Below are 12,199 nucleotides of genomic sequence, written 5' to 3' on the forward strand. Positions count from 1 at the left end.
CAAGAACCGGCGGCGGTCACGTTCGGCCGCCTATGGTCGCGCCCATGCGACGCCGCGTGTACGGGCACATGGAGAGCACCGGAGCCGACGGGCGTCCCGCGCCGCACGAGCGCGAGATCGTCGACCGCCGCTGGGCCACGGACCTGCGCACCACCCTGCTCTGCGTCGGTTCCTTCCTCTCGCTCCTCGTCCTGATCGACGCGGCGGCCGGCACCCTCACGCCGGCCCGCGCGGCCCTGTGGAGCGGGCTCGCCCTGCTGCTGCTCCTCGTCCTGATGCCCGCCCGAGTCGCCGTGGGCGACGGCTGGCTCACCGTGCGCACCGTCCGCGGCACGCGCCGGGTGCGCACCGACCGCCTCGTCGCCGCCCACACCACCGGTCACGACGGCCGGTGTCTGGTGCTGCGGGACGCTCTCGGCGGGCGGGTCGAGTTCGACTCCCACGTCTTGTCCGCCAATCCCGCCCTGTGGCACCGGCTGGACACGGCGTGCCGTGTCTCGGCCCGCGCGGGCCACCCCACCGCTCATCCGGCGGCCCTGCGCATGCTGTCGGAACGCATCGACCGGGAGACCGCGCGGGCGGTGTTCAAGGTCTCCGGCATGGCGACCGACGCCGACGGGCCCGCTGCCGGATGAAGTCCCGCGCCACGACGCGCCACGCCCCGCCCCACCACGACGCGCCACGCCCCGCCCCACCACGACGCGCCGCGCCGCGCAGGCCGAGCGCCCGGATCGCCTGCCGGTCAGGGCCGGGCCCGCCCGTCCACCAGTCCCGCCGTATCGCAGGCCGGCACCGGCCTGCCGGCGGGCATCACCACGGCCAGCCGGGCTCTCCCCGCGCGCCGAGGCGCCCCATGCCACTGCGCGGCCCCGGACACGGACCCCGGCAGGCATCACCGTACGTCCTCCCGCAGACCCCGCCCCTCGGGCGCTGCTAACGTGGCCGTCATGTCCAACGAGCCGCCCGGCCTGCGGGCATCGCACGAGGATCGCGACCGCGTCGTGGACGTGCTGCGAGTCGCCGCCGGTGACGGCCGGCTCAGCGCCGAGGAACTCGACATGCGGCTGGAGAGCGCGCTGTCGGCCCGGACGCTCGGTGAACTGGCCGAGCTCACCGCCGATCTGCCGGTGACGCCCGCTGCCAGGGGCAGGGACGTCCTCGTGGTCGAGCAGCACGGCGGGAAGTACGTACGGGAAGGACGCTGGTCGGTACCCGCCCGCATCGAACTCCGCACCCGCTTGTGCCGGGTCACCTTCGACTTCACCCACGCGGTGATCACCTCGGGCGTTCTGCGGATCGAGACGGACATGGTGCACGGCAAGCTGGTGTTCATCGGCTCGCGGGACATCACGATCGACACCGACGGGCTCAGCCTCACCTACTCCAAGCTGAAGCTCCGCTCGAAGGGCCGGGCCACCGACCCGCGCCTTCGCATCGAACTCGCCGGGACGCTGCTGCACGCGAAGGTCATCGAGAAGCGCCGATGACGTGACCCCGCGGTGACGCGGTCCCGCCGCCGAGGCGGCGGCCCGGCATCGCCTCGGCGTTCGGCAGGCGCGCTCCCCCGTACGGCTCGACCGCTCCTCCATACGGCTCGACCGCTCCCCGTACCACTCGGCCACTCCCCGTACGGCTCCACCGCTCCCCGTACGGCTCCACCGCTCCCCCGTCTTCCGCGGTCCTCCCCGCCCTGACCTGCGCGCGGTGCTCCCCGTCGGCCTTAACGGCTTCTTGACGCGCCCGCCGGAATCTTCCGCGGGCCGTCGTGTCACCCTCTGCATACGCTGGTGCCGCCGTCCGTGTGATGGCGGGACCGCACGCCGAGTCACACATCAGGAGCACGTCGATGGCCACCACCGAACACCCGCCGCCGAGCCGACTGCGGACGTGGTTGCTGGAGGACCTGTCCGACATGGGCAACGGACACGGCCCGCAGGGCCCCTACGCCGAGCCCGAGCCTCCGCACAAGGGGCAGCGCTGGTACCGGGTGATGTGCCTGACGGGCGTCGACTACTTCTCCACCCTTGGTTACCAGCCCGGCATCGCGGCCCTCGCGGCCGGCCTGCTGTCGCCCGTCGCGACCCTCGTCCTCGTGGTCGTGACGCTCGCGGGCATCCTCCCGGTCTACCGCCGTGTGGCCGAGGAGAGCCCGCACGGCGAGGGCTCCATCGCGATGCTGGAACGGCTGCTGTCGTTCTGGAAGGGCAAGCTGTTCGTCCTCACGCTCCTCGGCTTCGCGGCCACCGACTTCCTGATCACCATCACCCTGTCCGCGGCCGACGCCTCCACCCATCTGGTCGAGAACCCGCACCTCAACAGCGCGCTCCACGGCAAACAGATGCTGATCACGCTGCTGCTGGTCGCGCTCCTCGGCGCGGTGTTCCTCAAGGGCTTCATGGAGGCGATCGGCGTCGCGGTCGCCCTGGTGGTGGTCTATCTCGGCCTCAACGCTGTCGTCGTGGCCGTCGGCCTGTGGCACGTCCTCACCGCCGGTCACCTGGTGACAGACTGGACCAGCGGCCTGACCGCCGATCACGGCAACGTGTTCGCGATGGTCGGTGTCTCCCTGCTCGTCTTCCCCAAGCTGGCCCTGGGCGTCTCCGGCTTCGAGACCGGCGTCGCCGTCATGCCCCATGTCCAGGGCGACCCGGGCGACACGGAGCAGCAGCCCAGGGGCCGTATCCGCGACACCAAGAAACTGCTCACGACCGCCGCCCTGATCATGAGCGCCTACCTGATCGTCACGAGCTTCGTGACCACGGTGCTGATCCCGAAGAAGGAGTTCGAGGCCGGCGGCCAGGCCAACGGACGCGCCCTGGCCTACCTCGCGCACGAGTACCTGGGCGGCGGCTTCGGCACGGTGTACGACGTCTCGACCATCGCCATCCTGTGGTTCGCCGGCGCCTCCGCGATGGCCGGCCTGCTCAACCTGATGCCGCGCTACCTGCCCCGCTACGGCATGGCCCCGCACTGGGCCCGCGCCGTCCGCCCCATGGTGATCGTCTTCATCCTGATCGCCTTCCTGGTCACCTGGATCTTCGACGCCAACGTCGACGCCCAGGGCGGCGCCTACGCCACCGGCGTCCTGGTCCTGATGTCCTCCGCCGCGATCGCGGTGACCATCGCCGCCCGCCGCGCGGGCCAGCGCGGCTGGGCCATCGGCTTCGCCACCGTCTCCGCGGTCCTCGTCTACGTCACCGGAGCGAACGTCGTCGAGCGCCCCGACGGCGTCAAGATCGGTGCCTGCTTCATCGTCGGCATCATGCTCGTCTCGCTGCTGTCCCGGCTGGCCCGCGCCTTCGAGCTGCGCGTCACCCACGTCGAGCTCGACGGCATGGCGGAACGATTCATCCGCGACATGGCGCACCGCCGCATCCGCTTCATCGCGAACGATCCCGGCCGCCGCGACAAAGCCGAGTACCGCGACAAGGTCGAGCAGATCCGCGCCGACAACGACCTGCCCGAGCTGGAGGACTTCGTCTTCGTCGAGGTCACCGTCACCGACCCGTCCGAGTTCGAGACCGATCTCAGGGTGCGCGGCGAGGTCCTCCACGACCGCTACCGCGTGCTGACCCTCGAATCCTCCTCCATCCCCAACGCCCTGGCCGCTCTCCTCCTGCACGCCCGGGACGTCACCGGAACCATCCCGCACATCTACTTCGAGTGGACCGAGGGCACCCCCTTCGCCAACTTCCTGCGCTTCTTCCTCTTCGGCCAGGGCGAGGTCGCCCCCGTCACCCGCGAGGTCCTGCGCGAGGCCGAACCGGACCGGGCCAAGCGCCCACGCGTCCACACCGGTTGACGACGGCTCGGGCGAACACGTCGGGATGCCGTCGTGACGGGCCTACGGCGCGAGGAGTCCGTAGTCGCGCTCGCCCTCGCCCTGCCCGACCTGGTGCCCGGCGCCGGCGCCACGCGAGACAGCGGAACAGAGCAGCCCAGAGCAGCCCGGCCGCCGAACACCGCCGGCCTGACAGCGCGGTCCGGGGACAGAACACCTAGGACGCGCCGTCGTCGACAGCCCCGCCGCGGTGCGGCTCCAGGCGGTCGACCGCTTCCTCGCTCCACGCGCGGATGACCGATGCCTGCTCGGGGGTGAGTGGGTCGAGGACGTGGCGGCGGATGTTGCCGCCGTGCACCAGGACGGCGCTCTCGGCGGCGCGGCGGCCCTCGACGGTCAGCCCGACCCCCGCGCGGCGGCCATCGGCCCCGTACCGGGTGCGTCTGACGAAGCCGCGTTTTTCCATGCGCGTCAGCTGATGCGCGACACGGCTCTTGTCCCAGTCGAGCGACTCGGAGAGCTCACCGACACGCATCTCGCGACCGGTGGCCTGCCACAGCGTCACCAGCACGCTGAACTCGGCCTTCGAGATGTCGCACTCCCGCTGCAGACCACGCTCCAGCTCCCTGGTGAGCAGGCGTTGCGCGCGCATCCAGGTATCCCAGAACTCCCACTCCCCGGGGTCCAGCGATCGAGTCTCCGTCATGCCGCCGAGGATACCGCGACCAGCTGTGTTGTCACATCAACTCCTTCCCGTCTAGAGTTGACGTATCAACTCACCCGGAAGGAAGACCATGCCGCTCCGCATCGCGCTCATCCTCGGAAGCACCCGCCCCGGACGCCGCGGCGACCAGATCGCCGCCTGGGCACTGGAGGCCGCCCGCGCCCACGGCGGCGCCGCCTACGAGCTGGTCGACCTCGCCGACCACGACCTCGGCAACCTCGACGAGCCCGGCAACCCCAACCTCCGGCAGTACCAGCACGACCACACCCGCACCTGGGGCGCACTCATCGACAGCTTCGACGGCTACGTGTTCCTCGTCCCCGAGTACAACCACTCCTACCCCGGCGCCCTGAAGAACGCCCTGGACTACGTCTACCGCGAGTGGAACGACAAGGCCGCCGGAATCATCAGCTACGGCGGCTGGGTCGCCGGAGCCCGGGCCGCCGAGGCGCTGCGGCTCGTCCTCGCCGAACTGCAAGTGGCCACGGTCCGTGCCCAGCCCACCATTTCCACACACCCCGCGTTCCACACCGGCACCTTCGTCCCCCAGGAGGGCCTCGACACCGCCGTGGGCGACATGCTCGATCAGGTGATCGCCTGGTCCGGCGCACTGCGCGGGGTCCGTGAGGCGAAGACGCAGACGGCCACGGCCGCATGAGACCCGGTGCGCGACCGATCACGTGGCAGGAAGGTGCGAACCGGCGGACGCCGCGGGGCAGGCGCTGAAGCCCGCGCCGCCGGCTGCCGATGAACCAGGCCGTCCGTGACGCGACCACCGGCAGGTGATCAACGGTGCGCTACGGCCGTTACGCCGCAAGGCCCGATCCGACCGGCGGCGGGGAGGCGACAGGCAGACGCGCCACCGGGTAACGGAGCCGACCAAGCCCTACGAGCGCCATGTCAGGCGCCGTCTGCCCGGTAGCCGGCCGGCGGTGTCAGCTCGTGCTGGATGCTGTGAGGTGTTAGGCGTCGACCTGATGGTCCGCCCAGACGTAGCTCTCCGGAAGCAGGTCGCCGATGGGGACGACGCGGAGGCTGCCGCCTGCGCCGACGATGACCTTGAGAGCCGGGAAGTAGTCCAGGAGCACCTGGCGACACCGGCCGCACGGGGGCACCACCCCGCGGTCGCGGTCGCCCACGGCGACGATCGTGTCCAGGTCATAGGCGCCCTGGGCGGCCGCCGCGCCGATGACGACCAGTTCGGCGCAGGGGCCTCCGGTGAAGTGGTAGACGTTCACCGCGGTGACGATCCGGCCGTCGCGGGCGCGGGCCGCGGCCGCCATGGTGTGGTTGTCGCCCCGGCAACACGCCTGCGCGGCCCGGTCCGCGGCCTGGATGAGTTCGCGGTCGGCAGGCTGGGGCTGCGTGTTCATCTTCTCTGCCTTCATGCGGTCGAAGCCGGAGGCTTCCGTGCGGGAGGGATACAGGCGACGTGTCCGGGTGACGGAGCGAGTAGGCGTGCGCCTGTTCGGCCATGACGAGGGGCAGGCCGGTGCGGCACTAGTCACGGACCAGAAGGGAGACCGCGTCGTCGATCAGGGCGTCGCCGTCCTGCGCGGAGATGCGGCGGGCGCTGACGAGCGACGCGATTCCCTGCATGATGGCAGCGAAGAGCAGTTGCAGCCGGTACGGGTCCCGGGGGCCGAGCTCTCCGGCCTCGGCGCTGCGGTCGATCAGGTCACCGACGGCCGCGAAAAGTCGTTCCGAGGCCGCGCGCAGCCCCTCGGGGGGGTCGTCGTTCTTTGCGGTGAACATGAGGTCCAGGAGCGCGGCGTCCGTGACGGCGAAGTGCACATACGAGGTCGCGATCGCGCGGAACCGTTGCTTGTAGTCCACGGCATCGGAGGCGATGACCGCTTCCACCTCATCGGCGAGACGGTTGAATCCTCGCTCGGCGAGCGCGTCCAGGAGTGACTGCCGGTCGACGAAGTGGCTCCGGGGCGCGCCGTGACTGACTCCGGCTTTCCGTGCCAACTCGCGCAGCGACAGCGCCTCGACACCGCCCTCGCGCAAGGTTCGCTCGGCCTGGTCCAGCAGAACGGTTCGCAGATTGCCGTGATGGAAGGGCCTGTGGGTCACCCACTTACCCTACCTCGATCTAGACATTGACTAGTAACTAGGCATTGCCTAGAAACTAGGCAGCGTCTAGTCTCGCTGCCATGACCCCAGATCTCACCGACAAGACAGTCATCGTGACCGGCGCGAACAGCGGTATCGGTCTCGCCACGGCCAAGGCCCTCGCCGGATACGGAGCGCGCGTCGTCTTCGCCGTACGCAACACGGCGAAGGGCATGAGCGCCGCCGCGGGGACGCCCGGCCTGACCGAGGTGCGACAGCTGGATCTGGCCGACCTGGCGTCGATCCACCGTTTCGCCGCCGATTGGCAGGAGCCGATCCACCTGCTCATCAACAACGCGGGCATCTCCGCCCCCGAACTCCGAAGGACCGTCGATGGTTTCGAACTGCAATTCGGAACCAACCATCTCGGCCCGTTCGCGCTGACGAACCTGCTTCTGCCCCACGTCACCGGACGAGTGGTATCCGTGTCGTCGCAGGCGGAACGCATGGGGCGGATCAACTTCGACGACCTGAACTGCGAGCACACCCGCTACAAACAGTCCAGCGCCTATGCGACGTCGAAGCTGGCGAACCTCCTGTTCACGTCCGAACTGCAACGCCGGCTCGACGCCGCCGGGGCGAAGGTGCTGGCCACCACGGCACACCCCGGCTTCGTCGCGACGAACATCTACGACCGGGCGACCGGACTCGGCACGAAACTGATGCTCCGCGTGCTCGCGCAGAGCCCGGAGGACGGCGCCCTGCCGGTGCTGCACGCCGCCACCGGCGATGTCCCCGGCGACAGCTTCATCGGACCGGAGCACTGGTTGCACATGCGTGGTGGCGCCGAGCCGATCGGCCGGTCCAAGACCGCGCGGGACCCGAAGGTCGCCCGGCAGCTCTGGGACATGTCGGAAAAGCTCACAGGCGTGTCGTTCAGCCTCTGACGGCCAGAACCGCATCGTCCTCCTGGTGGGGCCTTTCGGCGACGGCCAGGGACGGCGGACGGACCGGAACGCACCGGGTGGCAGTCACTCCTGGTCCGAGCGGGGCCACGAGCCCGGGGGCCGGCCCTACGCGTGACCCGGGCCGTTTCCGTGCCGAAGCGCGGGGATTGCCGGACACCCGATGGTCCTTGCTCGTGCCGGGCTCGTGCCGGCGTCCTCGGTGCTCTGACCGGGCCCGCGGTGCTCTGACCGGGCCCCCGGCGGTCCGCGCCCAGCGGGCCAAGCCCGCCGCTCACGCTCGGCGAAGTTTTTTCACCATGACCTGTTCCCCGGCTGCCCCGTCCGGCAGTACCGCTCCGGGCTCCCCGGTGGCCATGAACCCATGACGCCGGTAGAGGGCGATGGCGGGTTCGTTGTCCGCAAGCACCGCGAGCTTCAAGGCTGCTGCCCCCGATGCCAGAGCCCAGGTCTCGATCGCCGCGACCAGCCGATTGCCGATTCCACGGCCCCGCGCCCGAGAGCTGACCCAGACGGACCGCAACTCCTTGCTCTCGGCGGCGCCGGGAAGGCCGCTGGCCATGCCAACGGCGTGCCCGTCCAGCAGCGCGGCGACATGGTGGGCGCCGGGGAGCCCCAGGCGGGCACGCCAGCGTTCTTCCTCGCCGCTGTGCCAGTCGGCGAGCCGGACCTTGAACGCGTTCGGCGCGTCGGTCAGCGCAGCGAGGCGGAGTGCTCGCCACAACGGCCAGTCGTCTGGCGTGAGAACCCGCAGCGTCACCATGCCCACGAGTCTCGCGCCACGCGGCCCGGCGGGTCCACCGTGCTCACGCCCGCCCGGATCGGCGGCGATGGGGTGCCTGTCCGGGAGTCGATCGGTCAAGGATTCCAGTACACACTCGTGAACGTCCGGTCGAAGCGCCCGGCCTCCAGATCCTTGCGCTGGATCGCCCAGTGGACGCTGGAGCCGGCCGCCACTTCACCGAGGTCGGGACTCCAGCTCGCGAGCAGCACCCAGTCCCCCACCACCTCCGACGCCGGTTCGCCGTCGCCCCAACGGCCTTTCGCCGCCTGCTCCACCGCGCAGCGCACCAGGCCTTCCAGCGGGTCGAGGTCGACCATCTCCTCGTCGGCGTACCCGCCCATGTGCAAGGGGCCGCGGAGGTCGAGGTAGCGGCATGCCATCTCCCACTCCTCGGCCAGTTCCTCGGCGTGGGGGAAGCCAGGGAGCGGCTGCAGGTCGCCGTCGGGCAGTTCGACCGCGTAGTGGTACGGCAGTGACGGTTCGGTCCGCACTCGCAGCTCGCCCTGCGGGAAGGCGTCGGCCACCTCCCGCTCCTCCGGGACGCCGTACGGGTCCCAGGCGTACCTGTCGTGTTCCTTCACGGGTGTCCCGGCGGGGACGTGCACGACCGCGCCGTGATCGGTCAGGTCGCCCCTGTCGCGCGGCCAGGCGAAGAGGAGCAGGTGGCCGTCGGACGGCAGGGGCAGGTCGGTCGAGGCCGGCGGCAGGGCCGCGAGGTCGATGGAGGCGACGTGGGGGAACAGGGGGTGCGGGGTGTCCGCCGGCAGCAGCACGGGGCCGCCGAACCTGGCGGCGACCGGGCCGTCCTGGCGCGTCGACAGGACCGCGCAGGGCCGGACCATGTCGATCCACCGGTCGGCTTCCTCGGCCGGTATCCCCAGCTGAATCGCCTCGTCGCGGAAGCGGGTGAGTCGCTCGCGTAGCTCTTCGGAAGTCACCAGGCCAAGATAGGGCCGAGCACTGACATCGATGCCACCGTGTCCGGCTCCTGCGCGGCCGCGGCACTCGATGCCGGCGCCACCGCCGGACCCCGGAACGCGCCGTGACCGCACCCGGCGCCACGGGCTGGAGCCCGGGCCGCTGCGGGCGAGCGGACTGCAGGCCACGAACAGGCCACGAGCCACGCCTCATCGCTGCCGCGCCGCTGGTCGCGTTCTCCTCCCAGCTCCGAGGCGGTACTCGCGCGCGGCCGGGGCCGCGCAGCGGTTCACCGGGCGGCGCGCCGCCAGGCCGCCTCGCGCAGGAGCCGCAGGCCGTTGAGGCCGACGATGACGGTGGAGCCCTCGTGGCCCGCGACGCCGAGTGGCAGCGGCAGCGTGCCCACCAGGTCCCAGACCACCAGGCCGGCGATGAAGACACCGGCGATGACCAGGTTCTGCACGACCAGCGTACGGGCCCGGCGGGAGAGGGAGATCACGGCGGGCACGGTGGTGAGTTCGTCGCGGACGATGACCGCGTCCGCGGTCTCCAGAGCCAGATCGGAGCCTGCGCGGCCCATGGCGAGGCCGGTGTGGGCGGCGGCGAGTGCCGGGGCGTCGTTGACACCGTCGCCGACCACGAGCACCTTGCGGTTCACGTCCTGCCACTCCCGCACGGCGGCCACCTTGTGCTGCGGCAGCAAGCCGGCCCGGACGTCCTCGATTCCGACGTCGGCGGCAAGGCGGGCGGCGGCACGCCTGTTGTCGCCGGTCAGGAGCACGGGCGGCGTCCCCGTGAGGGTCGTCAGCGCGGTGACGGTGGCCGCGGCGTCGGGGCGCAGCCGGTCGGCGATACCGAGCACGCCGACCGGCACACCGTCCGCCGCGACCAGGACGGCGGTCCGTCCGCCGTCCTCCAGACCGGCGGCGAGCGCGGCAGCCCGCGCGGAGGCCGCGTCCGTGGCGCCGGCGAGCAGCCGGGCCGGTGCGCCCACCGCGACCACGCGCCCCGCGACGGTGGCGGTCACCGCGACGCCGGGCGTGGAGGCGAAGTCCTCGGCCGGTGGCAGGGCGAGTCCGCGCTCATGCGCCGCGTCCACGACGGCTCGCGCCAGCGGGTGCTCGCTCGGGTGCTCCGCGGCGGCCGCCAACGCAAGCAACTCCCCCGTGTCGAGGCCCGATCCGGCCAGCGGACGGACATCCGAGACGCGCGGGGTGCCCTCGGTCAGCGTGCCCGTCTTGTCGAGGGCCACCGCGTCGACCTGCCCCAGCCGCTCCATCACCACGGCCGACTTGACCAGCACGCCGTGCCGTCCGGCGTTGGCGATGGCGGACAGCAGGGGCGGCATGGTGGCCAGCACGACCGCGCACGGGGAGGCCACGATCATGAAGGTCATCGCCCGCAGCAGCGCTTCCGTCAGCGGTGCGCCGAAGCCGAGCGGGAGGAGGAAGACGGCGAGAGTCGCCGCCACCATGCCCAGCGAGTAGCGCTGTTCGACCTTCTCGATGAACAACTGCGTCGGCGCCTTGGTCGCCGACGCCTCTTCCACCATGCGCACGATCCGGGCGATCACGAAGTCGCGGGCGTCCCGCTCCACGCGGATCCGGAGCGCACCCGTGCCGTTGAGAGTCCCGGCGAAGACCTCCTCACCCTTCTTTCTGGCCACCGGCAACGGCTCACCGGTGATGGTCGCCTGGTCGACCTCGCTCACGCCGTCCAGCACGCGGCCGTCCGCGCCGATCCGCTCGCCGGGCCGTACCAGGATGGTGTCGCCGACGGTCAACTCCTCGACGGAAACGGTCCGTTCGCCACCGCTGTCGTCGAGGCGGGTGGCGGTGGCGGGCGCGAGGTCCAGCAGGCCGCGCACGGAGTCCGCGGTGCGTGCCGTGGCGAGCGCCTCCAGCGCGCCCGACGTGGCGAAGATGACGATCAGCAGTGCGCCGTCCATCACCTGCCCGATCGCCGCCGCCCCGAGCGCGGCGAGGACCATCAGCAGATCGACGTCGAGCGTCCTGCACCGCAGGGCCTTCAGCCCTTCCCGGCCGGGCTCCCAGCCGCCGGCCGCATACGCCAGCGCGTACAGCGGCCCCCACACCCACACCGGGGCGCCGGCCAGCTGTCCCGGCAGCGCGAGCAGGAAGCAGACGGTGGCCGCGAGCGCCCAGCGGGCCTCGGGCAGGGCCAGGACGCGGGTACGGCGGCGGAGCGCGCCACCGTCGCCGGACACCGCGGCCCGGTCGGTGGACGGCTGAGTGAGAGTGGAGGCCATCGGGGCGCGGGTCCTTCACGGGCGGAAAGGGAACGGACGGAAGCAGGACGGACGAGACACGACGGAGGGGACACGCTGGAGGAGGCGATGGGTCGGGGGCGACGGGTCGGGGGCAATGGGTCGGGGGCAATGGGTCGGAGGCAATGGGTCGGGGGCAATGGGGGCGACAGGAGGAGACAGGACGCAGGACGGAGAAGACATGACGGACAGCGGCCGACCGGTCGCCCGGCGCCGCTCGCTCCACCGTACAGGATCGAATGAAGACCCGTTCATGCATTCATGGGACGGTCTCCGTAGGATGAATGCCATGGGCCACGGAGCTGATGTCGAGAACACCACCGCCACCGCGCGCGAGCGGCTGGAGAGCGTGGGTGCCGCCGACGTGGCCACCACCCTGCAGGCCCTGGCCACCCCGTCCCGGCTGCGCATCCTCGCCCGCCTCCAGGAAGGCCCGTGCGCGGCGACCGAACTCGCCGACGCCGTCGGCATGGAACAGTCCGCCTGCTCCCACCAGTTGCGCCTGCTGCGCAACCTCGGCCTGGTCACCGGCGAACGCCGGGGCCGCTCGGTCATCTACGCCCTCTACGACAACCACGTCGCCGAACTGCTCGAGCAGGCCCTCTACCACGTCGAGCACCTGCGTCTGGGCCTGCGCGACACCCCGGCCCGGGCCCCGGCCACGGCGACCGGGGCCCGCTGA

Annotated in this window: 12 protein-coding genes; 6 read left to right on the plus strand and 6 right to left on the minus strand. The window is 71.5% G+C overall.

From position 1 onward, the window contains the following. The first annotated feature begins 44 nt into the window (after positions 1-44). From ACJ9NR_RS00795 to ACJ9NR_RS00805, 3 genes are all read left to right on the plus strand, one after another. Positions 45-635: a hypothetical protein gene (locus ACJ9NR_RS00795; RefSeq protein WP_412490349.1), complete on the plus strand. Its 591-nt coding sequence runs from the start codon at positions 45-47 to the stop codon at positions 633-635. 312 nt (positions 636-947) lie between these two features. Next, positions 948-1,487, plus strand: coding sequence for a DUF1707 SHOCT-like domain-containing protein (locus ACJ9NR_RS00800; RefSeq protein WP_412490348.1), 540 nt, complete (start codon positions 948-950; stop codon positions 1,485-1,487). 359 nt (positions 1,488-1,846) lie between these two features. Further along, positions 1,847-3,802, plus strand: a complete 1,956-nt coding sequence (locus tag ACJ9NR_RS00805; protein ID WP_412490347.1) for an APC family permease — start codon at positions 1,847-1,849, stop codon at positions 3,800-3,802. 196 nt (positions 3,803-3,998) lie between these two features. Here the strand turns inward: ACJ9NR_RS00805 and ACJ9NR_RS00810 are convergent, their stop codons facing one another. Further along, a complete protein-coding gene (locus tag ACJ9NR_RS00810; RefSeq protein ID WP_412490346.1) occupies positions 3,999-4,487 on the minus strand; it encodes a MarR family winged helix-turn-helix transcriptional regulator in 489 nt (162 codons plus the stop codon). A gap of 88 nt (positions 4,488-4,575) precedes the next feature. Between ACJ9NR_RS00810 and ACJ9NR_RS00815 the strand changes: the two genes are divergently transcribed. Beyond that, positions 4,576-5,163 (plus strand): NADPH-dependent FMN reductase, encoded by a 588-nt coding sequence (locus ACJ9NR_RS00815; protein ID WP_412490345.1) that lies wholly within the window; start codon positions 4,576-4,578, stop codon positions 5,161-5,163. 304 nt (positions 5,164-5,467) lie between these two features. Here ACJ9NR_RS00815 and ACJ9NR_RS00820 read toward each other — a convergent pair whose 3' ends face one another. Further along, positions 5,468-5,878, minus strand: a complete 411-nt coding sequence (locus ACJ9NR_RS00820) for a cytidine deaminase family protein (RefSeq protein WP_412490344.1) — start codon at positions 5,876-5,878, stop codon at positions 5,468-5,470. 127 nt (positions 5,879-6,005) lie between these two features. Beyond that, complete coding sequence (locus ACJ9NR_RS00825) at positions 6,006-6,584, minus strand: TetR/AcrR family transcriptional regulator (protein WP_412490343.1); 579 nt, start codon at positions 6,582-6,584, stop codon at positions 6,006-6,008. Between the two features lie 80 nt (positions 6,585-6,664). Here ACJ9NR_RS00825 and ACJ9NR_RS00830 point away from each other — a divergent pair, with 80 nt between their 5' ends. Further along, positions 6,665-7,510 carry an oxidoreductase gene (locus ACJ9NR_RS00830; protein ID WP_412490342.1) on the plus strand — a complete coding sequence of 282 codons (846 nt, stop codon included), beginning with the start codon at positions 6,665-6,667 and terminating at the stop codon, positions 7,508-7,510. Between the two features lie 292 nt (positions 7,511-7,802). On the opposite strand, the gene ACJ9NR_RS00835 is transcribed toward ACJ9NR_RS00830, so the two are convergent. The 3 genes from ACJ9NR_RS00835 to ACJ9NR_RS00845 all read right to left on the minus strand — a co-directional run bounded on the left by ACJ9NR_RS00835 (position 7,803) and on the right by ACJ9NR_RS00845 (position 11,499). Next, on the minus strand, positions 7,803-8,291 hold the full coding sequence (locus ACJ9NR_RS00835; protein WP_412490341.1) for a GNAT family N-acetyltransferase: 489 nt from the start codon (positions 8,289-8,291) through the stop codon (positions 7,803-7,805). A 95-nt stretch (positions 8,292-8,386) separates the two neighbouring features. Beyond that, on the minus strand, positions 8,387-9,250 hold the full coding sequence (locus ACJ9NR_RS00840) for a DUF1963 domain-containing protein (RefSeq protein ID WP_412490340.1): 864 nt from the start codon (positions 9,248-9,250) through the stop codon (positions 8,387-8,389). Between the two features lie 269 nt (positions 9,251-9,519). Beyond that, complete coding sequence (locus ACJ9NR_RS00845) at positions 9,520-11,499, minus strand: heavy metal translocating P-type ATPase (RefSeq protein WP_412490339.1); 1,980 nt, start codon at positions 11,497-11,499, stop codon at positions 9,520-9,522. A 307-nt stretch (positions 11,500-11,806) separates the two neighbouring features. On the opposite strand from ACJ9NR_RS00845, the gene ACJ9NR_RS00850 reads away from it, so the two are divergent. Then, a complete protein-coding gene (locus ACJ9NR_RS00850; RefSeq protein WP_412490338.1) occupies positions 11,807-12,199 on the plus strand; it encodes an ArsR/SmtB family transcription factor in 393 nt (130 codons plus the stop codon).

Origin of the sequence: Streptomyces sediminimaris, from assembly GCF_047049295.1 — a bacterium.
GTDB classification, from domain to species: Bacteria; Actinomycetota; Actinomycetes; order Streptomycetales; family Streptomycetaceae; genus Streptomyces; species Streptomyces sediminimaris.